This is a genomic window from Sphingomonas sp. OK281 (assembly GCF_900115295.1).
GTDB lineage: Bacteria > Pseudomonadota > Alphaproteobacteria > Sphingomonadales > Sphingomonadaceae > Sphingomonas.
Window position 1 is genome coordinate 354237 of the sequence record NZ_FOVZ01000005.1, and the last position, 22132, is coordinate 376368.

At 65.8% G+C, this 22132-nt stretch carries 23 protein-coding genes; 10 read left to right on the forward strand and 13 right to left on the reverse strand.

Annotated elements, in window-relative coordinates; all coding sequences use genetic code 11:
- Positions 1-36: 36 nt before the first annotated feature.
- On the reverse strand, positions 37-1035 hold the full coding sequence (locus tag BM244_RS18285) for an inorganic phosphate transporter (RefSeq protein WP_093400329.1): 999 nt from the start codon (positions 1033-1035) through the stop codon (positions 37-39).
- A 306-nt stretch (positions 1036-1341) separates the two neighbouring features.
- The gene (locus BM244_RS18290) at positions 1342-2460 is read right to left on the reverse strand and encodes a DUF47 family protein (RefSeq protein ID WP_093400330.1); all 1119 of its coding nucleotides are present in this window, start codon (positions 2458-2460) and stop codon (positions 1342-1344) included.
- 195 nt (positions 2461-2655) lie between these two features.
- Between BM244_RS18290 and BM244_RS23230 the strand changes: the two genes are divergently transcribed.
- Positions 2656-2820 carry a hypothetical protein gene (locus tag BM244_RS23230; RefSeq protein ID WP_175518287.1) on the forward strand — a complete coding sequence of 55 codons (165 nt, stop codon included), beginning with the start codon at positions 2656-2658 and terminating at the stop codon, positions 2818-2820.
- A gap of 146 nt (positions 2821-2966) precedes the next feature.
- Here the strand turns inward: BM244_RS23230 and BM244_RS18295 are convergent, their stop codons facing one another.
- Positions 2967-4292, reverse strand: a complete 1326-nt coding sequence (locus tag BM244_RS18295) for an MFS transporter (protein WP_093400331.1) — start codon at positions 4290-4292, stop codon at positions 2967-2969.
- Positions 4293-4406: 114 nt separating this feature from the next.
- On the opposite strand from BM244_RS18295, the gene pgsA reads away from it, so the two are divergent.
- The 3 genes from pgsA to BM244_RS18310 are packed head-to-tail and all read left to right on the forward strand — an operon-like array spanning position 4407 to position 5664.
- Positions 4407-4958: a CDP-diacylglycerol--glycerol-3-phosphate 3-phosphatidyltransferase gene (gene pgsA, locus BM244_RS18300; protein ID WP_093400332.1), complete on the forward strand. Its 552-nt coding sequence runs from the start codon at positions 4407-4409 to the stop codon at positions 4956-4958.
- 2 nt (positions 4959-4960) lie between these two features.
- Positions 4961-5218, forward strand: a complete 258-nt coding sequence (gene moaD / locus BM244_RS18305) for a molybdopterin converting factor subunit 1 (RefSeq protein WP_093400333.1) — start codon at positions 4961-4963, stop codon at positions 5216-5218.
- A complete protein-coding gene (locus tag BM244_RS18310) occupies positions 5215-5664 on the forward strand; it encodes a molybdenum cofactor biosynthesis protein MoaE (protein WP_093400334.1) in 450 nt (149 codons plus the stop codon). The genes moaD and BM244_RS18310 overlap by 4 nt, the downstream gene beginning before the upstream one ends.
- A gap of 111 nt (positions 5665-5775) precedes the next feature.
- Here the strand turns inward: BM244_RS18310 and BM244_RS18315 are convergent, their stop codons facing one another.
- From BM244_RS18315 to BM244_RS18325, 3 genes are all read right to left on the reverse strand, one after another.
- Positions 5776-6414 carry a fasciclin domain-containing protein gene (locus tag BM244_RS18315; RefSeq protein ID WP_093400335.1) on the reverse strand — a complete coding sequence of 213 codons (639 nt, stop codon included), beginning with the start codon at positions 6412-6414 and terminating at the stop codon, positions 5776-5778.
- A gap of 135 nt (positions 6415-6549) precedes the next feature.
- Positions 6550-7182: a fasciclin domain-containing protein gene (locus BM244_RS18320; RefSeq protein ID WP_175518288.1), complete on the reverse strand. Its 633-nt coding sequence runs from the start codon at positions 7180-7182 to the stop codon at positions 6550-6552.
- A gap of 241 nt (positions 7183-7423) precedes the next feature.
- Positions 7424-8326 (reverse strand): hydrogen peroxide-inducible genes activator, encoded by a 903-nt coding sequence (locus tag BM244_RS18325; protein ID WP_093400336.1) that lies wholly within the window; start codon positions 8324-8326, stop codon positions 7424-7426.
- Positions 8327-8473: 147 nt separating this feature from the next.
- Here BM244_RS18325 and BM244_RS18330 point away from each other — a divergent pair, with 147 nt between their 5' ends.
- Positions 8474-9019: a peroxiredoxin gene (locus tag BM244_RS18330; RefSeq protein ID WP_093400337.1), complete on the forward strand. Its 546-nt coding sequence runs from the start codon at positions 8474-8476 to the stop codon at positions 9017-9019.
- Positions 9020-9149: 130 nt separating this feature from the next.
- Positions 9150-9668: an alkylhydroperoxidase, AhpD family gene (locus BM244_RS18335; RefSeq protein WP_056051403.1), complete on the forward strand. Its 519-nt coding sequence runs from the start codon at positions 9150-9152 to the stop codon at positions 9666-9668.
- A 113-nt stretch (positions 9669-9781) separates the two neighbouring features.
- Here BM244_RS18335 and BM244_RS18340 read toward each other — a convergent pair whose 3' ends face one another.
- Positions 9782-10555, reverse strand: coding sequence for a sulfite exporter TauE/SafE family protein (locus BM244_RS18340; RefSeq protein WP_093400338.1), 774 nt, complete (start codon positions 10553-10555; stop codon positions 9782-9784).
- A 156-nt stretch (positions 10556-10711) separates the two neighbouring features.
- Between BM244_RS18340 and epsC the strand changes: the two genes are divergently transcribed.
- Together epsC and BM244_RS18350 are read left to right on the forward strand one after the other, a co-directional pair.
- On the forward strand, positions 10712-11404 hold the full coding sequence (gene epsC, locus BM244_RS18345) for a serine O-acetyltransferase EpsC (RefSeq protein WP_093400339.1): 693 nt from the start codon (positions 10712-10714) through the stop codon (positions 11402-11404).
- 13 nt (positions 11405-11417) lie between these two features.
- Complete coding sequence (locus BM244_RS18350) at positions 11418-11756, forward strand: DUF2794 domain-containing protein (RefSeq protein WP_056051400.1); 339 nt, start codon at positions 11418-11420, stop codon at positions 11754-11756.
- A gap of 140 nt (positions 11757-11896) precedes the next feature.
- Here BM244_RS18350 and pncB read toward each other — a convergent pair whose 3' ends face one another.
- Complete coding sequence (gene pncB, locus BM244_RS18355; RefSeq protein WP_093400340.1) at positions 11897-13201, reverse strand: nicotinate phosphoribosyltransferase; 1305 nt, start codon at positions 13199-13201, stop codon at positions 11897-11899.
- 83 nt (positions 13202-13284) lie between these two features.
- Between pncB and BM244_RS18360 the strand changes: the two genes are divergently transcribed.
- Both BM244_RS18360 and BM244_RS18365 read left to right on the forward strand, forming a co-directional pair.
- On the forward strand, positions 13285-13881 hold the full coding sequence (locus BM244_RS18360; RefSeq protein ID WP_093400341.1) for a cysteine hydrolase family protein: 597 nt from the start codon (positions 13285-13287) through the stop codon (positions 13879-13881).
- 370 nt (positions 13882-14251) lie between these two features.
- A complete protein-coding gene (locus BM244_RS18365; protein ID WP_093400342.1) occupies positions 14252-14764 on the forward strand; it encodes a Spy/CpxP family protein refolding chaperone in 513 nt (170 codons plus the stop codon).
- Positions 14765-14854: 90 nt separating this feature from the next.
- Here the strand turns inward: BM244_RS18365 and BM244_RS18370 are convergent, their stop codons facing one another.
- From BM244_RS18370 to BM244_RS18390, 5 genes are all read right to left on the reverse strand, one after another.
- On the reverse strand, positions 14855-15583 hold the full coding sequence (locus tag BM244_RS18370) for an EF-hand domain-containing protein (protein WP_175518289.1): 729 nt from the start codon (positions 15581-15583) through the stop codon (positions 14855-14857).
- 71 nt (positions 15584-15654) lie between these two features.
- Positions 15655-16995 (reverse strand): sensor histidine kinase, encoded by a 1341-nt coding sequence (locus BM244_RS18375; RefSeq protein ID WP_254784552.1) that lies wholly within the window; start codon positions 16993-16995, stop codon positions 15655-15657.
- Positions 16996-17032: 37 nt separating this feature from the next.
- Positions 17033-17755: a response regulator gene (locus tag BM244_RS18380; RefSeq protein ID WP_093400345.1), complete on the reverse strand. Its 723-nt coding sequence runs from the start codon at positions 17753-17755 to the stop codon at positions 17033-17035.
- A 93-nt stretch (positions 17756-17848) separates the two neighbouring features.
- On the reverse strand, positions 17849-19171 hold the full coding sequence (locus BM244_RS18385; RefSeq protein WP_093400346.1) for a histidine-type phosphatase: 1323 nt from the start codon (positions 19169-19171) through the stop codon (positions 17849-17851).
- Positions 19171-22098, reverse strand: a complete 2928-nt coding sequence (locus tag BM244_RS18390) for a TonB-dependent receptor (protein WP_093400347.1) — start codon at positions 22096-22098, stop codon at positions 19171-19173. The genes BM244_RS18385 and BM244_RS18390 overlap by 1 nt, the downstream gene beginning before the upstream one ends.
- Between the last annotated feature and the right edge of the window lie 34 nt (positions 22099-22132).

Here is a 22132-nt window from a genome sequence, read left to right on the forward strand (position 1 = left end):
GGAGCCGTGGCCCGCCAGCCTTGACGGTTTCCAGACTTAGACGAACACTCCGACCAACAGATACGTGCCCGCGCCGATAAGACCTGCCGCCGGCAACGTCAGCGTCCAGGCGACGACGATATTGCTGGCCACGTTCCAGCGGACGGCGGACAAGCGCCGCGCCGCTCCTACGCCGACGATCGATCCGGTGATCGTGTGAGTCGACGAGACGGGGATGCCGAGATACGTCGCGGCGAACAGCGTGATCGCGCCGCCGGTCTCCGCACAAAACCCCTGCGCCGGCGTCAGGCGCGTGATCTTCGAGCCCATCGTGTGGACGATCCGCCAGCCGCCCGAGAGCGTGCCCAGCGCCATCGCCGCCTGGCAGGACAGCACCACCCAGAGCGGCACGTGGAATTCACCCCCGAGCAGCCCCTGCGAATAGAGCAGCACGGCGATGATCCCCATCGTCTTCTGAGCATCATTGCCGCCATGGCCGAGCGAATAGAGCGCGGCAGAGACCAGCTGGAGTTTGCGAAAGCGCTTGTCGACCCCGAGCGGGGTGAGCTTGAGGCTGGTCCAGGCGACGATCAGCACCAGCACGAGTGCGAGGCCCAGGCCGATCGCGGGCGAGGCGAAGATCGCAAGGACGGTGGCGATGACGCCCTTCCAGACGATCGCGCCGAAGCCGACCTTGGCGATGCCGGCGCCGAGCAGCCCGCCGATCAGCGCATGGCTGCTGCTCGACGGGATGCCGAGTACCCAGGTGATGACGTTCCACGCGATCGCACCCATCAGCGCGGCGAAGATCACCTGCGCGTCGATAACGTGAGCCTGGACGATCCCGGTGCCGACGGTCTGCGCGACGTGGAGGCCGAACACCGCGAACGCGATGAAGTTGAAGAACGCGGCCCAGAGCACGGCGTATTGCGGCTTCAACACGCGGGTGGAGACGACGGTCGCGATCGAGTTCGCCGCGTCGTGCAGGCCGTTCAGGAAGTCGAACAGCAGCGCGATGCCGATCAGGCCGATGAGGAGCGGGAGGGAGAGGATCATGCCGCCGCTCCGGACGCCGTCGGACTCCCCTCCCTGGAAGGGAGGGGCAGGGGGTGGGTCGGTATGGGGCGGGTGTCACGATCCATCTCGGGCCGCCCCACCCCCAATCCCTCCCTTCCAGGGAGGGGAGCAGATGCGGTTGCTCCGACCGTCGTTGCTCGGCCACAGGCCCCACCCCGGCGAAGGCCGGGGTCCAATTGGAGAGGTTGCAGTAACGGCGCGCGGTCCTTCGTTATTGCCGTCCCCCAATTGGGCCCCGGCCTTCGCCGGGGGGGAGCTTCGTGGAAACTCTCGGACCCAAACACATCAAGCATGGTCGATGACCAGCCCCTGGATCTCGTTCGCGACGTCTTCGAAGCGGTCGACGATCTTTTCCAGGCTGCTGTAGATTTCGCGGTTGATGATGAAGGTCATCGGGTCCGCGCTGATCTTCGACGCCTGGAACAGCGCGCGCAGGCCGGTGTCGTGGATGTCGTCGGCATGCCCCTCGATCTGGATCAGCCGCGCGGTCAGGTCGTGTAGCCGTCCCGCGTTGGTCCCCAGCGACCGCAGCAGCGGGATCGCCTCCGCCGTAATCCGTGCGGCCTCGACGATGATGCCGGCCATGTCGCGCATCTGCGGCGAGAATACGGTGACCTCGTACAGCGCGATCGCGTTGGCGGTGCCGTTCATCTGGTCGATCGCGTCGTCCATTACGCCGATCAGGTCGGTGATCGCGCTGCGGTCGAACGGCGTCACGAACACGCGGCGGACGTCCTGAAGCACCTCGCGCGTGATATCGTCAGCCTCGTGCTCGCGCTTGACGATCTCGGCGATCTGGCTCTCGATCGAGCCTTCGCCGTGGAGCAGCCGTGCAAGCGCATCGGCGCCGGCGACCAGGGTCGCGGCATGCGCGTCGAACAGTTCGAAGAATCGCCCCTGCTTCGGCATCAGCGACTGGAACCAGCCCAGCATCGGAATTCTCCTTTTCGCACTTGTGCGCACGACGGGTAAGATACGTTGCGCGAGCGATGCCGGGATCGGCGGCTCACGGAAGGCAGCGATCAGCGCCTTCAGGCCGGGCTCATTGACAGCCTCCGCCGCGCGATCAAGCGTAAACCAGCGTGTGTCGCGCTGATGACGCTCGGGCCATTCCTCGACCTGCTCGACGAATGCGAGCGGAAATACCGTCACGACCATGTCGCGGTAGCGGCCCGTGCGGCGGCGTTTGCGGTACGCGAATTGCCCGACCGGCGCGGGGCAGGGGATGCCGCGGATGCCGGCTTCCTCATACGCCTCCTGCGCGGCGGCCTCGTGGCTGGCGAGGCCTGTGATGGGGTTGCCCTTGGGGATCACCCACCGGCCGGTATCGCGCGACGTGATCAGCATGACGCGCGCGTGCCCGGTCTCGTCGATCACATAGGGAAGGGCGCCGATCTGCTCGATGGTCCGGGTCCTCGCATCCGCAGAATCGCGGGGAAAGCGAGGAGCTTATACTCCGCATTTACACAAGGATAGCGGTACGGCGGAAGCTTCGTTGGCGATTACCGACTGCCTGTTTCTGTCCCATTGCCGGACGCCGCCGGCTTAACCACTTTTGCCACTGGTCGAATTAGTAAACGCGACGTTAACGTTTGCATCATGACCAGACGCCTAGTCCTCACCAACGAAGCCGCCCGCCATCCACTGCGCCGATCGCTCCCGCCGCCGGTGATCGCGCGCGCCAGGAACGACGATCAGGACGTGAAGCTGTTCCTGCTCAGCTTCGCGGCGTTCTTCACCTGCTTCTACAGCTTCATTTTCTGAGGCGAGCAATCCTCCCCCGCTAGGGGGAGGTGGCGCCAAAGGCGACGGAGGGGGAGGATACGGAGCAGATGTTGCGTTTGCCTCCCCCTCCGTCAGGCTGACGCCTGCCACCCCCCCCTGGCGGGGGAGTATCGCACCGTCGGCGCTTAACTCCGAAGCGTCGGCAAACATCCTGCCGCATCGTCATCACAAGCCCGATGCAGCTTCTGCGCCAGCCACGCGGAGACGAGGCACATCGCCGCGACCAGGAACAGCATGTCCTCGGGCGTCACGCCCATCGCGGTGATGCCGATGACGAGGATCGAGCCGATCGTCATCGCGCCCGAATTGACGACGTTGTTCGCCGCCACGGTGCGCGCGGTCTGGTCCTTCTCGACGGTCGTCGTCAGGAACGCGTAGAGCGGCACCACGAACATCCCGCCGGTAATCGCGATCGCCAGCAGCGTCGCGAGCACGGGGATCGCACCCGGCTGATGGATGAAGCCGGCCCAATCGTAATAATGCCCTGCCGGTGCCGGCGTCCAGTTGCGCGCGAGGAACGAGAACAACACGACGAACCCGCCCATCGCGATCACCGACGCAGGCGAGAACTTCGCGGAAATCCGCCCCTTGAGCATCGAGTTGATCACCACCGAGCCGATCGCGACCCCGACCGAGAACACCGCGATCACGAAGCTGGCGACGCGCTCGTCGGCGGTCAGCACGTTCTTCACCAGCGGCGGGAAGACGATGATCAGCACCGCGCCGATCGTCCAGAAGAAGCTGATCGCGACGATCGCGAGAAACAGCCGCGGGATGTGCAACGTCGCGCTGATCAACCGCCACGATGCCGTGAACGGGTTGTAGTCGAGCTTCAGCGGCGGGCCTTCGCGCGGTGCGGGAGGCACCTGCCGGCCGGAGAACCAGCCGATCACCGCTACGATCAACACGCTGGCGGCGGCGCCCTCGATCGGGATCCAGCCTGCGGTCACCGTGCCCAGCAGGATCGCGAGATACGTCCCGGCTTCGACGAGGCCCGTGCCCCCGAGCACGTCGCACGGCTTCAAATGCTGCGGCAGGATCGCGTACTTGATCGGCCCGAAGAACGTCGAATGCACGCCGAGGCACAACACCGCGCCGAGCATCAGCCCGATCCCGAGCGACGGATGCCCCGCGCGGGCGACCATCAGGCCGGTCGCGCCGAGCAGCATGATGCCGATCTCGACCGTCTTCACGATCCGAATGATCCGCGCCTTGTCTTCGCTGTCCGCCAATTGCCCGGCGAGCGCGGACAGCAGGAAGAACGGCAGGATGCCGAGTCCCGTCGCCAGCGCGTTGAAGTTTGCCTCCATCTTCGGGTCGTTGAAGACGGCATAGGTTGCGAACAGGACCATCGAGGTCTTGAACAGGTTATCGTTGAACGCGCCGAGAAACTGCGTGGTGAACAGGGGCAGGAAGCGACGTTGCTTCAGCAACCCGAGGGCATTGAGCATGACGGGAAATAGCCCTGATCGTTGCGGTAATATGTCGAACCCTTAGCCGAGCGTCATCCGCGCGCCAACGTTAAACCGGTTTCGCCCCGCGACCGACCGGTATAGGGGTGGCGGGTGCTGAGCTTGCCTAACCTCCTGACATTGTCGCGGATCGTCGCGGTGCCCCTGCTGGTCTGGTTCCTGTGGTGGCCCGACTGGGAGGCGGGGTACGGCATCGCCTTCGTGCTGTACTGCCTGATGGGCATCACCGATTATTTCGACGGCTATCTCGCGCGGTCGAGCGGCGCGGTGTCGCGGCTGGGGATCTTCCTCGATCCGATCGCGGACAAGATCATGGTCGCGGCGGTGATCCTGATCCTCGTCGGCACGCGCGATATCGCCGGCATCCACGTGATCGGGGCGCTGGTGATCCTGTTGCGCGAAATCGCGGTGTCGGGCCTGCGCGAGTTCCTGGCGCAGGTGCAGGTGTCCGTCCCCGTTTCGCAGCTGGCGAAGTGGAAGACGACGCTGCAGCTCGTGTCACTCGGTGGCATCATCCTCGGCGGCGCCGTGCCCGAGATGGTCTGGGTGCATACCGTCGGCATCGTCGCGCTCTGGGGCGCGGCTGTCCTTACGTTGCTGACCGGATGGGATTATCTCCGCGTCGGCCTGAAGCACATGGACTGATCATGACGATACGAATGGTGTATTTCGCCTGGGTGCGCGAGCGTATCGGCACGGGTGAGGAATCGGTCGAGCCGCCCGCGAGCGTCGTGACCGTGGCGGACCTCGTCGACTGGCTGGCCGAAACGAGCCCGGCGCATGCGGGGGCTTTCGAGAACCGATCGCGGTTGCGTGCGGCGATCGATCAGGAGTTCGTCCCACTGGATACGCCGATCGGCCGCGCACATGAGATCGCGATCTTTCCGCCGGTGACGGGCGGATGATCCACATTTCGGTCCAGCTATCGCCGATCGATATCGCCGCCGAGATGGCGCGGGCGGAAGCGGCGGGAGCAGGCGCGGTCGCGACCTTCACTGGGCTCGTCCGTGCGGACGACGGCGTCGGTACGCTGGAGCTCGAACATTACCCCGGCGCGACTGAAGCCGCGTTGCTGAAGGTCGCCGAGGGTGCGATCGAACGCTGGTCGTTGCGTGCCGCGATCATCGTCCACCGCGTGGGGCCGATGCATCCGGGGGAGCGGATCGTGTTCGTCGCGGCGACGGCGCCGCACCGCGGCGCGGCGCTGGAGGCCTGCGCGTATCTGATCGACCGGCTGAAGACCGACGCGCCGTTCTGGAAGCGCGAAACGCGTGGTGTCGGATCTAGCTGGGTTGAAGCGCGTGACGGCGATCATGCCGCGGCTGCACGCTGGGATAAGCCGAACGGCTAATTAAGGGTTTGTTCTCCCGCGAGGGCGGGAGCGCAGACTGGATGCCCGCCTTCTCGGGAAAACATGGTAGTGAGGGCCGCGGTCTCCGAGGAGATCGCGGCCCTCAGTCACTCAGCCGAGCTTCGGAACGCTCATGCCGTTGGTGAGATGAACGACCCCGTTCGTCTCCTTGATATCTGCCGTATCGACGTACGACTTGATCCCGGCGGTATCGGTCAGCTCGATGTTACCATTGGGCCCGAGCGACGCGATCAGCGGCTGCCCCGCCAGCGTCGTCAGCGTGGCCTTGCCACCGCCCGCCGTGATCTGCGCCTTCAACTGATCCGCCGTCACCGCGCCAGCAACCACGTGATACTTGATGATCGTCGCTAGTGTCGGCGCCGACTCGGGCTTCAGCAGCGTGTCGAGCGCACCGGCTGGCAGACGCGTGAAAGCTTCATCGCTCGGCGCGAACAGCGTGTACGGGCCGGGCCCCGCGAGCGTCGTCTGCAACTTGGCGGCAGTTACCAGCTTGGCCAGCGTGGCGCGGTTGGGCAGCGTCGGCAGCGCAGCGGCGATCGTCGTGGTCGCAGCAGCGGCAGGGGCGGCTGGCGTGGCGGTCGTGCCCGGCGTGGCGGTCGTGCCCTGCGTCGCAGGCGTGGTCGGCGCGGCGGTCTGCGGAGTGGCTGGTGCGGTCGTCTGTGCGGTCGCGCCGGTCGCGAGGAGCAGGCTCGATGCGGCTGCGATCATAAGGTTGGTCTTGACAGTCATCTGCAACTCCAGAGATTGTGAATGGGACTTGTGAAACTCGAATGAATAAACTTGGGTAACGAGTAAGTCAGGCTCAAGCATTTTGCCGACAAGGCGTAGCATGGGCGCGACGAACCGAGGCTGACTTCACACGGTTCAGCCGAGTTTCGGCACGATCACGCCGTTTACGACGTGCACGACGCCGTTCGACTGGCGAACATCTGCAGTCTCGACGTAACTCTTGTTACCATTTACGTCGGTCAGTGCGATCACCGCGCCAACCAGCGTCGCCGTGATCGGATCGCCCTCGACCGTGGTCAAGGTCGCCGTACCGCCACCGGCAGCGATACGCTGGCGCAGATCGTCGGCGGTGATGACGCCCGGCACGACGTGATACGTCAGTACCTTGGTCAGCGATGCCTTGTTCTCGGGCTTCAACAGCGTGTCGACCATGCCTGGCGCAAGGCGTCCAAAGGCGTCGTTGGTCGGCGCGAACACGGTGAAAGGACCCGGACCCGAGAGCGTGCCGACAAGGTCGGCAGCCTTCACCGCGGCGACCAGCGTCGAGAGGTTCGGTGCAGCCGACGCGTTGTCGACGATCGTCCGCGTCGCCATCATCGGCACGCCGCCGACGGTCGGGTTGGCGACCGCGGGCGGGCCGTTCGGTACGGCAAGCGCGGGATTGGCGGGCGTGGTCGACGCACTGGCCACGTCGTCCTTCGATTTGCCACTGCACGCAGCAAGCGCCAGCGCGCTCGTCATCAGCAATAGCGGAAGCGTCTTCGACATCATCGGGTCTCCAGCGGGAAGTGGGAATCATACGATCGAACGCCGCGTTGGTTGCGCAAGCGTGTCGATCTCGGGGTGAGGTGAAGACCGAGTGCGCCCGGTTCGCAACGGTCTCCCATCCCTGAAAGGGAGGGGCTGGGGCTGGGTAGGCCAGCTTGTGTCGCGTACGTTGCCCGATACGAAAACCGACCCACCCCCAACCCCTCCCTTTCAGGGATGGGAGCAGAAGCAGGCACAGCGCTTATTGAACGTCGGCCAGCGCTTTCGCCATCAACCGGAAGTCCTTCTCCCGCGGGCTCGCCCGCCGCCACACCAAGGCAATCTTGCGCACCGCATTGATCTCGTCGAGCGGCCGCGCGGTGATGTTGGTGTTGTCGAGGATGCCGGCTTTCAGCGCCATCTCCGGCAGCATCGTGATGCCAAGCCCGTTGTCGACCATCTGCACGATCGTATGCAGTGACGTACCCAGCATCGTTGCCTCCGCGCGCAGCTCAGGCCGGTTGCACGCACCCAACGCATGATCCTTCAGGCAATGCCCATCCTCGAGCAACAGCAGCCGCGTCTCGTCGATCGCCGAGGCCGGGATCGCGGGCAATGCGGTCGGCTCCTCGCCCGACGGATACGCAACGAACAGCCTGTCCTCGAACAATGTCTGGGACGTCACCTCGCCGCACGCATAGGGGAGGGCCAGCAGCACGCAGTCGGTGCGGCCGTTGTGCAGCCCCTCGCACGCCGGGCCACTGGGCTCTTCCCGCAGGAACAGCTTCAGGTCCGGATAATCCTTACGCAGCCGCGGCAGGATGCGGGGCAGCATGAACGGCGCGATCGTCGGGATCACGCTCATCCGCATGTCGCCCGACAGCGGCTGGCCGGCGGCGCGCGCCATGTCGCCCAGTTCCTCCGCCTCGCGCAGCACGCGCCGCGCCTTGTCGGCGATCCCGTCGCCCAGCGGCGTGAACCGCACGACTCGCCGGGTGCGTTCGACCAGCACCACGCCGATCAGCGTTTCCAGCTCGCGCAGGCCCGCGGACAGCGTCGATTGCGTCACGAAACACGCCTCCGCGGCGCGGCCGAAATGGCCGTGGTCCTTCAGCGCAACCAGATATTGCAACTGTTTCAACGTAGGTAGGTAGGTCGCAGCCATTAATCGCCTCTATCGATCATCAGATGATAAATAGAGCGTTGGATCGATTACACCAGTCCCCATATACCGCATTGCACAACGACCGAGCGGGCCAACCGCCGTCCTCGAGGATGCCTGGAGCAAAGATTTTTCCAGGAGGCTTCCATCATGTTGACCATCGGCGACCAGTTCCCCTCGATGACCGTTCCCGTCCAGCAGGGCATTGCAGCGCTGCCCGCCGGCGAGACGCTCGACCTGACGACGGCGTATCCCGGCAAGTGGAAGGTGCTGTTCTACTGGCCGAAGGATTTCACGTTCGTGTGCCCGACCGAGATCGTCGGCTACAGCGACATCCGCGGCGATTTCGAGGATCGCGACGCCGTGCTGATCGGCGCGTCGACCGATACCGCGCACGTCCACCTCGCTTGGCGCAAGTCGGATGCGGACCTTGCTGCAGCGGACTTCCCATGGCTGGCGGATAACGGTGCGAAGCTCGCCGACGCGCTCGGCATCGTCGACAAGAACGAGCATGTCGCGTTCCGTGCGACGTTCATCATCGATCCGGACAACGTCATCCAGGCGGTCCAGGTCAACGGTCTGAACGTCGGCCGCAACCCCGCCGAGACGCTCCGCGTGCTCGACGCGCTGCAGACCGACGAGCTCTGCCCGTGCAACTGGAACAAGGGCGACGACGTCCTCCAGCTCGCTGCGTAACTGAAACTCCCCTCCCGCTTGCGGGAGGGGTTGGGGGAGGGCGTGTCCATACGGGCCGCCCTCTCTTTTTGTCTCCAGTCCCTCCCCCGACCCCTCCCGCAGGCGGAAGGGGAGCAGAAGGAAGAAGTCTATGTCACTCAAGGAATTCGCAGGGCAATTGCCCGACTACGCCAAGGACATCCGCCTCAACGTCGGCTCCCTGCTGAACGAGACGCATCTGACCGATCAGCGCAAATATGGCCTGCTGCTCACCTGCGCACACGGTTCGGGCTACAAGCCGCTGGTCGAAGCCGCCGAAGCCGAATGCGCGCCGAAGCTTTCACCTGAGGCTGCGAACGCGGCGCGCGCGGCGGCTGCGGTGATGGCGATGAACAACGTCTATTACCGGTTCACGCACCTCGCCGGGAACCAGGAATACCGCAACATGCCCGCCAAGCTGCGGATGAACGTGATCGGCCAGCCCGGCATCGACAAGGTCGATTTCGAGCTGTTCAGTCTCGCCGTGTCTGCGATGAACGGCTGCGGCATGTGCATCGACAGCCACGAGCAGATTTTGAAGAAGGCCGGCGTTACCGCGGAAGCGATCCAGACCTCGGTCCGCATCGGCGCCGTGATGGCGGCGGTCGCGACGGTCCACGCGACGCTGTGACTTCTGTTCCCCTCCCGCTTGCGGGAGGGGTTAGGGGAGGGGCTGGCCTCAAGCACGGCGTCGTATTTGGCACGCCCTCCCCCGACCCCTCCCGCAAGCGGGAGGGGAGTTGGTCAGTGCCAGATGGCGCGGTACAGCCCGAAGAGGCTGGTGATCGTCAAAATCACCCCGACCAGCACCATCAACGTCTTCGCCGGCACGCGCTTCGCCAGCATCGCCCCGAACGGCGCCGCCAGCACGCCGCCGATCAGCAACCCTACGGTGGCCTGCGTGAACGCCGCCCAACCGAGCTGCGTGATGAACGTTGCCGAGATCGTCGCGGTCAGGAAGAACTCCGCCGTATTCACCGTCCCGATCGTGGTCCGCGGCGATGCACCCTGCACCAGCAGGTTCGACGTCACCACCGGCCCCCAGCCGCCACCGCCCGCCGCGTCGAGAAACCCGCCGACCAGCCCCAGCGGCTCGACGATCTTCGGCTCCTTCTGCTTCGGCGGATAGCGCAGCCCGCGGTACAGCAGGTACACGCCGATCGATGTCAGATACGCGAGGATGAACGGTTTCGCCGTGCTCGCATCGATGTTCGACAGCACGTAAGCGCCCAGCACGCCGCCGATCACGCCCGGGATCATCAGCCGCAGGAACAGCGTCCAGTTGACGTTCTTGTGCAGCACATGGCTGATCCCCGACACCGCGGTGGTAAAGGTCTCGACGGTATGCACGCCCGCCGATGCCGCGGCCGGCGGCACGCCGACCCACAGCAGCAACGTGTTCGAAATCACCCCGAACGCCATCCCCAGCGCACCATCGACGATCTGCGCGGCGAACCCGACAAGGATGAAGGGCAGGAGCGTTTCGAAGCTCAAGGTCGTCAGGTCGAACATCGGCATCCCCTCAATATTCCGCCCAGACTGCAACGCGCGGGCTTATCCCACAACAAAGATAGGCTTTACCCCGATCCCTATGGCGTGAGGCGACCCACACGCGCGGTTCTGGAAATCGATCGTTCGATACCCTAGATACGGAAATCGCGAAGGGGACTGCGGATGTCGAGCGGATTACTGGCCTATCTGGATTCGATCCGCGCCCGCGATCCCGCCCCGCATTCGCGCGCCGAAATCATGCTGTACCCAGGTGTCTGGGCGCTCGGGTATCACCGCGTCGCGCACCGCCTGTACAAGGCGAAGCTCTATTTCCTCGCGCGCTGCGTCAACCACTGGTCGCGCTTCACGACCGCGATCGACATCCATCCGGGCGCGACGATCGGCCGCAACTTCTTCATCGACCACGGCTTCGTCGTGATCGGCGAGACTGCGGAGATTGGTGACGACGTCACGATCTACCAGTGCGTCACGCTCGGCGGCACCAGCCCGGATAACGGCGTCCAAGGCAAGCGCCACCCGACCATCTCCGATGGCGCGATCATCGGCTCAGGCGCGCAGGTGCTCGGGCCTATCACGCTCGGCAAGCGGTCGCGGGTCGGCGCCAACGCGGTCGTCACGCGCGACGTGCCGGCGGGCACGACGGTCGTCGGCATCCCCGCGCGCGCGACGACGATCGAAGGCGGCAACGCGCCCGAGGTGCCTCGCTTCGTGCCCTACGGTACGCCGTGCAGCGAGATGTTCGATCCCGCGACGCAGAAGATGGAGATCATGCGCTGCGAGCTGGAGACGATGCGCAAGCGGCTCGACGCGCTGCTCGCCGACGAGCATCCAGAGGACCGCCGCGACCGCGCATGATGGTGGATAACTGATGGGCGTCGTCCCTTTTCCCACACCGTCCAAGGCGACACAGGTCGGCTTCGAACGCCTCGAACTGAACCGCATCCTGGACCTGTACGGCCGGATGGTCGCGGCGGGCCACTGGCGCGATTATGCGATCGATCTCGGCAAGGATGCCGCGGTGTTCGCTGCCTTCCGCCGGGCCGCCGAACGGCCTGAATTCAGGATCGAGAAACGGCCTTCTCTGCGCAACAAGCAGGGCATGTGGGCGCTGATCGGCGAAGCAGGCGCTGTGGTGAAGCGCGGGCATGAACTCGGGCCAGTGCTGGCCCCAGTGGAGCGACGGTTCATGAAACTGGTCGAGGACTAGGGCGCAAGCTGCTCCCCTCCCTGGAAGGGAGGGGTAGGGGGTGGGTCGGCCAGCTCGTGTCGCAACGTTGCCTGATCCGGAAGCCGACCCACCCCCGACCCCTCCCTTCCAGGAAGGGGGGAAGGTTGGGATGGGGCCTGTCACACCAGCACGGGTGCAGTCGCTCGGTCAGCTTCCCCGAACACCCGCAGATATCGCGCAATCTCCGCCGGTTCGCCGGTCGCCTTGGCCGGATTATCCGACAGCTTCACCGCCGGTCGCCCGTTCGCCTCAATCACCTTGCAGACCAATGAGATCGGCTCCAGCGCCGCCGCCCCATCGGGATCGCAACCGCGGAAGTCGTTGGTCAGGTTCGTCCCCCAGCCAAAGCTCATCCGCACCCGCCCATGGAAGTGCCGATACGTCTGCTCGATCGTGTCGATGTCCATCCCGTCGGAGAAGATCAGCAGCTTGGTCTTGGGATCGACGCCCTGTTCCTCCCACCAGCGGATGATCTGCTCGCCACCAGCGATCGGCGGCGCGCTGTCGGGACGGAAGCCGGTCCACTCCGCCAGCCAGTGTGGCGCGTTGCGCAGGAACGCGGTCGTCCCGAACGCATCGGGCAACGCGATCAGCAAATTGCCGTTATAATGTTGCCGCCAATGCTCGAGTACGCGGTACGGCGCCTCGGCAAGCTCGGCGTCGCTGTTCGCCAGCGCTGCGGTCACCATGGGCAGTTCGTGCGCGTTCGTCCCGATCGCTTCCAGGTCGGCGTCCATCGCCAGCAGCACGTTCGAGGTACCGATGAACCGATCGCCGAGCCCTTCCTTCAGCGCCTCCACGCACCAGCGCTGCCACAGGAAGCCGTGCCGCCGCCGCGTGCCGAAATCCGACAACACGAGGTCGGGCAGCTCGCGCAACCGCTCGACCTTCTCCCACAGTTTCGCCTTGGCGCGCGCATAGACGATGTCGAGCGCGAACCGACCGCGATCGCGCAGTGCTGCGCGCGACTTCAGCTCGTTGATGATCGTCAGCGCAGGGATTTCCCACATCGTCGTGTGAGTCCACGGGCCCTCGAAATGCAGCTCATACTGCCCGTCGACCTTCCGCAAATCGTACGCCGGCAGCTGGAACTCCGCGAGCCACGCCAGGAACTCGGGCCCGAACATCTTCTGCTTCCCGTAGAAGCTATTGCCCGCGAGCCAGATCAGCTCCTTTTTCGCGAACCGCAACGTCCGCGCATGATCGAGCTGTGCGCGCAGTTCGCTTTCGTCGACGATCTCCGCCAGCCGCACCGTCTTCGTCCGGTTGATCAGCGCGAAGGTGGCGCTGACGTCGGGATACACCTGCCGGATCATCTGCAACATCAGCAGCTTGTAGAAATCGGTATCGAGCAGGCTGCGGACGATCGGATCGAGCCGGAAATTGTGATTGTACGTCCGGGTGGCGATATCGGTCACGGCCATGCGCGCGGGCTCCTGCGTTTGCGTGGGCTGCGGGTGTCCGAGAAGACGCGTTTGTGTCAAGCAGCGGGCAAAGGAGACGGACGATGGCGCGGTTCGTGGTCGTGGTGGATACGCAGTGGGATTTCATGGCCGACAAGGGCGCGCTGAGCGTGGCGGAGGCCGAAGACCTGGTCGCGCCGATGCAGGCGTGGCTGTCGTCGTTGAAGCCTGTCGAGACGGCGGGCGTCCTGTTCACCTTCGACACGCATTTCCGCGAAACCTACGCTGCCTCGCCCGAGGCAGCGATGTTCCCGATCCACTGCGTTCGCGGCACGCAAGGCTGGGCCAACATGCTCGATGTCGCGCTGGTCGATCCGGCGATACCGGCATGGCGGATCGAGAAGGGGGTGTTCGACATGTGGGCCGAACCGGGTCTCGTGATCGAAGACGCGCGGGATGCGAGCCGGCCGTCGATTGCGCGCGAGATGTTCTTCACCGCGTTGTCTGCACGTGGCGTTGCCGACGTCACGGTCATCGGCGTCGCGGCCGATTATTGCGTCCGGTGGGCTGTCGAAGGGCTGATCGGCCACGGCTTCGCAGTCTCCGTGCCGGTGTCGCTGACGCGCGGCATCGAGCGCCAGATTGAAACGGTCGTCGCGGAGGATTTCGTCGGTCGATCGGTAGTGTTGCAGCCTGTCTAGATCGATGGCCCAGCCTTGAGCAGGGCATCGCCACCAACGCGATCATCTCGATCCGGCTGCCGCTGCCGCGCGGTTTGGAACGTGTCCCCGCGCGAAACATGCCGGACAAATTTGCCTGTCAGACACGCCCTTGGATCGCAAGACGGTTGGGGCGAGGGGGCATGGGCATGCAGGTACAATCTTCACGATCGGTAGACTGCGCGCTCGGTCGTCACATGCCGCGATCCCGGCACCGCGACATCGAGAGTGAACCGATCCAGCGAACGGCATGCCGGGGGTGTGGCGAGACGATCGTCAAATCCGCCGTCAGTCGGCGCTGGATCGTGTCCGGAATGCTCGGCTGAACGTACGCGCATCATAAGGAAAGATTATGAATAAAAGGGTTTGGGCCGGCATCACGGCCGGTTGTGTGCTGCTGTCGCTTCCGGGGTCGGTGTCTGCGGAGGACGGTATGGGCGGGCGGTCGCCGACGCCCGAAATGATGGCGCAGTTCCAGCAACGCGAAGCCGACGATATCGCGCTGCTGTTGAATTTGCGGCCGGCACAGCGCCCGGCGCTGGAGGCGTTCGTGAAGACGATGCGGCCACCGATAAAGGGACCGATGATCGGCGATAGCGGGCGCAGGCCACCCGAGGTCGCGCCATCGGCCGACGGTTTTGGCGAGCAGATCGAGCGCATGACGCAGGACGCGGCCCGCCGCACAGCAGACGACGGACGTCGGATCGGGGCGATGCGAACCTTTTACGACGGTCTCGATCCGGCCCAGCGACGCGCATTCGAAGCGGTGATGCGGTTGCGTCACGGCCCGGGACCGCACGAGCCGATGCACGGCGGCGAAGGACCTCCGCCGCCGCCGATGGGCGGCATGCCGCCGCGCCGCTGAACAGGCGGCCGTTGCTCCCCCGGTATTCCCGACCCGGGAATACCGGCCCAGGAATACCGGCCCCGACCAGCCAAGATCGGGGCAGTCGACTCAGCGGTCCGTACGGTCCGCCGGCGGGACGATGACCGTGTCCGATCCGTTCCGCCACGTCTCGGCCCCTGCACGGGGTAATTCGTGGCGGGTCAGTGCACCGTCATGATTGCGGTCGAGCGCGGCGAACCGGATCGACGCGGCCCGGGCGAACTCCGCAGGGTCGATGCCGCGGTTGAGGTTGATATCGGCAGCGGCCACGGGTTCGGGCAGATCGAAAAAGCCGAACCGTGCCGCGCCCAGTCGTTCGCGAACGGTCGTCGCACTCTTTTTCGAATCGCTGTCGCCGAGGCGCATGCCCTGTCCGCCCGAGCCGCCCCCGCCGGGGCCTCGACCACCGCTACCACGATGCCCGCCCGAAGCCGGTCCGCGACCGGTCGACGTGACGCGAATTTCCGGGACCAATGTGGTTTCGTAGAAGTCGATATCGTCCGGATCTATCTCCCCGTCCTTGCCGCGATCGAGCACCAAAAAGAAGCGTGTCGCATCGCGTTGGAACTCGGCGAGCGTGATCCGGCCGTCGTCGTCTGCATCGGCCCCCGCAAACCACAGATCCTGTGCGGCACCCAGGCGATGCGAGGCGCGGAACGGTTCGCCCATGGGGCTTATGAACAACTGGCCTCGACCACGTTGCTCCGGCTTTGGTCCGTCAGCCGCGGACTGCGCGAACCCTGTCGCAGACCATCCTGCAAAGGCGCCGACGAGACCGATCAGAAGGGCGATACGCATGCAGACTCCTCGTGCGGTTGGACAGGCGACTGACACGCCCATCATTGCCGCAATGTGTCGGCGGCCGCGCTTTACCCCGGTAAAGTCACGCGCGCGATCAAGCCGCCGCCCAGTCGATTGGCAATGGTCGCATCGCCGCCATGCCCGCGAGCGACCGCACGAACGCTCGCCAGCCCCAGTCCGCTGCCGCCGGTATCACGGTTGCGCGACTGTTCGGCGCGAAAGAACGGTTCGAACGCGCGTGCCAGGTCGGAAGGCGCCATGCCTGGCCCGGTGTCGGAGACCTCGATGATGGCCGTACCGCCTTCACGCCGCAGTCGAACGTCGGCGTGGCCGGCATATTTGATCGCGTTGCCGACCAGATTGGCGAGCACGGCCTTCAAAGACGGGGCATCGCCTTCCATCGTCAACGCCGCTCCGGGGTGCAGCACGACCGAATCGCCGCGATCGGTGAAATCGTCGGTCACGCTTTCTGCAAGCGATCGCAGGTCGAGCCGCTGCCGGCGGACGTGGCGGGTCATATCGCGCACGAACGCCATCGCCGACCCGATCCGCTCGCTCATTTCCTGGATATCCGCTTCGCTGGAGGAGCGGATGTCGTCCGGCGCCTTTTCCAGTCGCAACGACAGCCGCATCAACGGCGTCCGCAGATCGTGCGCCACCGCGGCGATCAGCGTCGTCCGATCCTCGACGTAGCGATTCAACCGCTCCTGCATCAGGTTGAACGCGCTGGCCGCCTCCGCGATCTCGGGCGGTCCGGATACGCGCAACGGATCGGTTCGCGGATCGCGTCCGAGCCGTTCGGCGGCGGCGGCGAACAGGCCGATCGGTTTGGCGACCCTGCGCGCCAGTAGCCACGCAATCGGCGCGACCACTGCCATCGCGACCAGAAACCACAATATGATCCGCATTCGCCACGGCCCGATGGAACTGCCCGAAGGTCGAACCACCAGCCACTGGTTGCCGGGTGTCTTGATCCAAACCTTGAACGCGCCAAACAGCGCGGTCTCGAACGCCATCATATGTGGCGGCGGCCGCCTGCCAAGACCCATCGGCAGCGGTGGCCGGAACACACCGCCGAGCAGCGGCATCGCGGACCTTTCGGTCTCGACGATGACCTGTTTGGGACTCAATCGAAGGTCGCCCGCGATCAATGCCGCGATGTGGGTATCGCGCGGATTGTCACTCGGTCGAGGCTGACCGGACGACAGCGACGCCCTCAGCAGACCGGTTGAATCGGTACCCGAACGAGCGACTGCGGCAACGCGACTTGCGGAATATATGACCGGCGAAGGCGGCGGCATCATCAGCACGATCGCGAAGTTGAGCATCTGGACCAGGAGAACGGTCGCCAGCATCAGCGCGAAGATACGCAGGAACAGCGGCCAGGACCGTCGGACGCCGACCGTCATCGACCGGAGCCGATCGTCACGCATTCGGCTACGGCGGTCACTGGCGAGTGACGCGAGGAACGAAAAAATACCCTTCGTTGCGGATCGTCCGAATGATCTCGTCACTGCGCGACCTGAGCTTGCGTCGCAAGCGGCTGACCTGGACGTCGATGGCGCGATCGAACGCTTCGGTGTCGGGGCCGCGGGCGGCTTCGAGGAGCGCGTCGCGGGCCAGGACGCGGCGGGGTCGCTCGACGAACACGCGCAGCACCGCGAACTCGCCATCGGTGAGGTCGATCAGCGTGCCCTCGGGATCGAGCAGTTCGTGTGCGGTGAAATCGACTCGCCAGCCGAGAAACCCGAACGATCGGCTTTCGCCCGCATCCTGGATTTCGCGCGCGCGCAACGCGGCTCGGACGGTCGCCAGGATCTCGCGCGGACTACACGGTTTCGACAGATAATGGCTCGCGCCGATCTCGAGCCCGAGGATACGGTCGGGTTCGTCGCCTAGCGCGCTCAGTAACACGACCGGCGGTGCCCCGGCGCCGGCAAGCCGCCGGCACACCGACAGGCCGTCTTCGCCGGGCATCATGACATCGAGCAGGATCAGCGACACCGACCGGCGCGCGAGCACCGCGTCCATCTCGCGCGCATTGGTCGCGGTTTCGACCTGATAGCCGTGCATGCCGAGACTCTGCGCAAGCAGGGTCCGGATCATGTGGTCGTCGTCGACCACCAGCAATACGGGATTGGCCAGATCGGGTACGGAATCGGATAACATCGATCGATCCTAGTGCGGCCATGTGTTCGGTATGTTTCCGCACGACTGCCCGGTGACCCTAAGCCCGTGTCCTCGCGAAGAAAACCCGCTGGTCTATTCGCCCTGAACCGCTGCGAGCAGGTGCGCGGTAAAACCGGTCAGCGGGCAGCTGAGATCGGCATCGACGCATCCGGGAACCGCAACGGGCGCGCTCAGCGGGCCGGCAGTTGCCGCCAGCGGCGTGCGAAACCGCATCTGGTCCAGACCCTGCGCGACATACCGAACCCGCACCACCTGTCGTCCGTCCGCAGCACGACGCCATAGCTCGAATACCAGTCCGCCGCCGGGCACTGCCTGGTTCGCGCCATAGCCCGGCAATTGCCAGTCGAGCCCGAGCAGTCCGGCCAGCATGGTCACGGTGCCGTCATGGCCGCTGAGGACAAGTATCTTCTCCGCATCGCCGATCGGGTCGGCCAGGACGGGCACGCCCGCGCCGCGCTGGATCGTGGCGAGCAGCCGCATCGCCAGATAGCTGCTGGTCTGGCGCCCGACTTCCGGCGTGCGCGTGCGCAGGTCGATACCGGCGGCGTGAACCGTCATCGCCTCGCCGATCGTCTTCGCATCGATCCCGCGCCAGCCCTTGAAGACGAGGCCATCCGCATAGGCCATCATCAGGCTCTCGGCGATGCCGGCGACCTGCAATGCGGGCGAGGTGATCTCCAGTTTATGGTCCGGGCCGATCGCGAGCCTGACCGGCGTATCGCGCAACAGGCGCGCGATACCGCGCCGCTCGGTCGCGTCGCACGTCGCGCGACGACATTGCAGCATCAGCGCCTCGAACCGATCGAGCCCGGCCCGTTGCTGAGCGTCCCATGCGCCGAGATCGCCGCCGACCCGCCCCGATATCGCCGCCAGGATCCGGGGCGAATCGAGCGGCGCGAGCGGGGTCAGCGGTGCCTCGAACAGCGGATCCGGCGCAGCGGCTGTCTGGTGGATCGCGGTCGGGCATCGCGGCGTCAGGCCGGCGGCAAACGCCGTCGCGGTCGCCTCGGTCCGCTGGGTATGGTTCGCTTGGTAATAGACCGCGCAATCGGCCGTCCCGAGCAGGCCCAGGGCCTGGTAATTCCGGCGATACCAGTCGCCTAGCATCGTCACGAGCACCGCGCCGTTCGCGGTGAGGTTGCCCGGCGGCACGGCGAAGGCCGGCCATGGCCGCCGACTGTAGCGACCGAGCTCGGCCGGGCTCGACATCGCGCTGCGCACGCCGTGGCGCATGACGATGACGACGCGTTCGAGCGTATCCGCCGGGCTCGCCTGTGCCGGCGATGCGGGCCCGGTCGTCGGGGGCAGGGACGTCCGGGCCCTCGCGGCGACCGATCCGCTCGATAGCGTCACCGCGCAGGCGAGGACGACAATGGGTGCTCGCATCAGCCGCATCAGAACTTCGCCCTGACGCCGGCGGTGAACGTGCGGCCATAATCGGTATAGCCCGCGAACTGGTTGTCGCGGACATATTGCCACTGGACGCCACCCGCGACGTTGATCCCCTGCACGACGAAGGTCACGTTCGGCGTGACCTTGTACGATGCGTCGAAATCGAGGCTGCCGAACGGGCTGTCGTTGTTCGCCGCAAGGCCCGCGCCGCCGACGTCGCGCAACACGTCGCCGCGCCAGCTGTAGCTGACGCGCGCGCCGATCCGGTTCTTCTCGTAGAACGCGGTGAGGTTGAAGCTGTCCTTGGCAACGTCGACCAGCGCATCGCGGAACGTGCCGCCGGTCGCCACCGCATAGGTGCCGGCGCTGCTCGTGTGCGTATAGTTGGCCTGCGCACCGAGGCCATCGAACGGCGCGGGCAGCATCTTGAACAGCTGCTGGTACGCGATCTCGACGCCGGCGACATACGCGTCGCCGCCATTCCGCGGCGCGGTCAGCCGGTAGGTCTGGCCATCGAGCACGAAATTGGCTGTCTGCTGGAAGACGAAGGTCGTGATGTCCTTGTAGAACGCGCCCGCGATCAGTGCGCTGCCCGGCGCGAAATACCATTCGACCGTGCCGTCATATTGCCAGGCCTCGAACGGCTTGAGCTCGGGGTTGCCCCCGACCGCAGTCAGGACGGTCGGGTTCGAATTGATCGTCAGCCGCGGCGCGAGATCGGCGAGCGACGGCCGGGTGATGACCTTCGACGCGGCGACGTGCATTTGCAGCGTCGAGGACAGCTCGGCGACCAGGTTGAGCGCCGGCAGCGCGTTGCCGTAATTGCGCTCGAAGCTGACCGGGGTCGCCACGGTGCCGTTGTCGGCATGACCCGACGAGGTCTGGCGCGTATGGGCATAACGCACGCCGACATCGCCGCGCACCGTCACCCCGCCGAGCGGCAGCGAGAAATCCGCCATGCCGTAGCCGGCGATGATCTCCTCGCCGATCGCATAGCTGTTGCGCAGGTCGCCGCGGGCAAGCGGTGCCGCGAGCAGCGCTTCCTTGCCGGTCGCTGCCGCCAAAAATGTTGCGGGGTCCGGCATCAGCCAGCTCTTCGGCAAATTCCCGTCGACCCCGTCGAGGAAGTCGTCGACCGGGAACGCGTCGAAATAGCTGGCATCGAATTTCTTGCCGGCGATCCCGCTGGTGAAGTTGATGTCGCGACGATTATAGGCGCGGTCGCGCTTCTGGTATTTGACGCCGGCCTGCAGCGCGCCGAACACGCCGCCGAGCTCGCGCGTCACGTCGAACTTGGCGGCGCGCTCCCGATCGAGCGAGTCGTTGACGCGGTATTCGACGCGACGCCCCGGCAAGGTCGACGCCGATTCCAGGTCGGCGGTCGCAAAGCTGATGTTGGGCAGGCGATCACCCGCTTTGCCGAAGTCGAAGCTGACATTGCCAACGTTGCCGAGCAGGCGGGTGCGATAGATCGGCGTCGGCGTGTTCGAGAAGGCGCGGCCGAGGCTGGCATCGGCGGCGAGCGTCCAGCCGTTCGCCGTCCATTTCGCGTTCGCGCCGACCAGCCAGTTCTTGTATTGGAGCGTCGACGTCTCGCGGCCGATCTGCGTCGAGGTGGCGACCGTCGCCGCGGTCAGCACGCCGTTCTCGATCACCGCGGTGCCGGGCACGATCGCCTTGCCCGTCGTGTTCGAGAAATCGGTCGAATAGGTCAGTTCGTCGTAATCGACGTTCAGCCGGCTCCACAGTCCGTCGATGTTGAGTTCGAAGCGATCGTCCGGCTTCCACTGGACCGCGCCGTTGATCCCGATCCGGTCGCGATTTTCGCGCTCCAGCGTCGGGCGGGTGGCGGTCGGAACCAGGATCGTGTCGCTGTCGAGCGTGCCGTTGCCGTCGGTGTCGATCTTGCCGTCGGCCCAGGCGACTCCGGTGACGCGGTCCTGTCGCGTGGTGCGCTCGTCGTAGACGCCGGCGATCAGCGCGCCGAACCTGCCGTCGGGGCTGGCCCAGCTGACCATCCCGGACAGCCGGGGATCGACCGCATCGGCAAGCCGCGGCGAACTGGCGGTCGCGGACAGCGCGAGCACCGGCTTCTTCAGGTCGAGCGGACGGAAGGTGCGCAGATTGACGGTGCCGCCGATGCCGCCCTCGTCCAGGCTGGCGCGCGGGCTCTTGATCACCTCGACCGCGGACATCAACTCGGACGGCAGCGTGTCGAAGCGGAACTGGCGGCCGCTCTGGCCGCTGTCGCGGACATTCTCGTTCACCGCGACCGAGCGATCGTTGAGCGTGACGACCTGGAAATTGGCGCCGAGCCCGCGGATGCGGACGAACACGCCTTCACCGCGATCGCGGACGATCGACACGCCGGGGACGCGCTGGAGTGCTTCGGCAATGTTCTGCGCGGGGAATTTGCCGATATCCTCGGCCTTCACCACGTCGATGACGTTGGTCGCCTTGCGCTTCTGCGCGAGCGCGCCGGTCAGGCTGCTGGCGTAGCCGGTGACGACGATGTCGGGGCCGGGCTCGGCGGTGTCGATGGTCGCCGTAACGGGCACGACGGCAGTCGCGCGGGCGATCAGCAACGCGCCATTGCCTCCGCGGCGAACGGTCAGGCCCTTGCCCGCGATCAGCCGTTCGACTGCGGCCAGCGCCGGCATCGTGCCGTCCAGCGCTGCGGCGGTCAGGCCGGTGACTGCTTCTGGCGTGTAGAGGATGTCGGCGCCGGTCTGCCGCGCGAGCGTATCGAGCGCCTTCGCAAGCGGCTGGCTGACGATATGGATGCGGACGGCGTGGTCGGGCGCGTCGGCGGTCGCGGCGGTACGCGCGGCGGCAGGCGATGCGGCGAGTGCGGCGGCGGTGGCGGCGGCTGCTGCGCCCAGCGCGAACGAGCGGCGCAAGCGCCGGCGGTTGGTCGTCACGGTGATCATCCCCCCAAGGAAGGCGGCGTTGGTGCCGCATGTC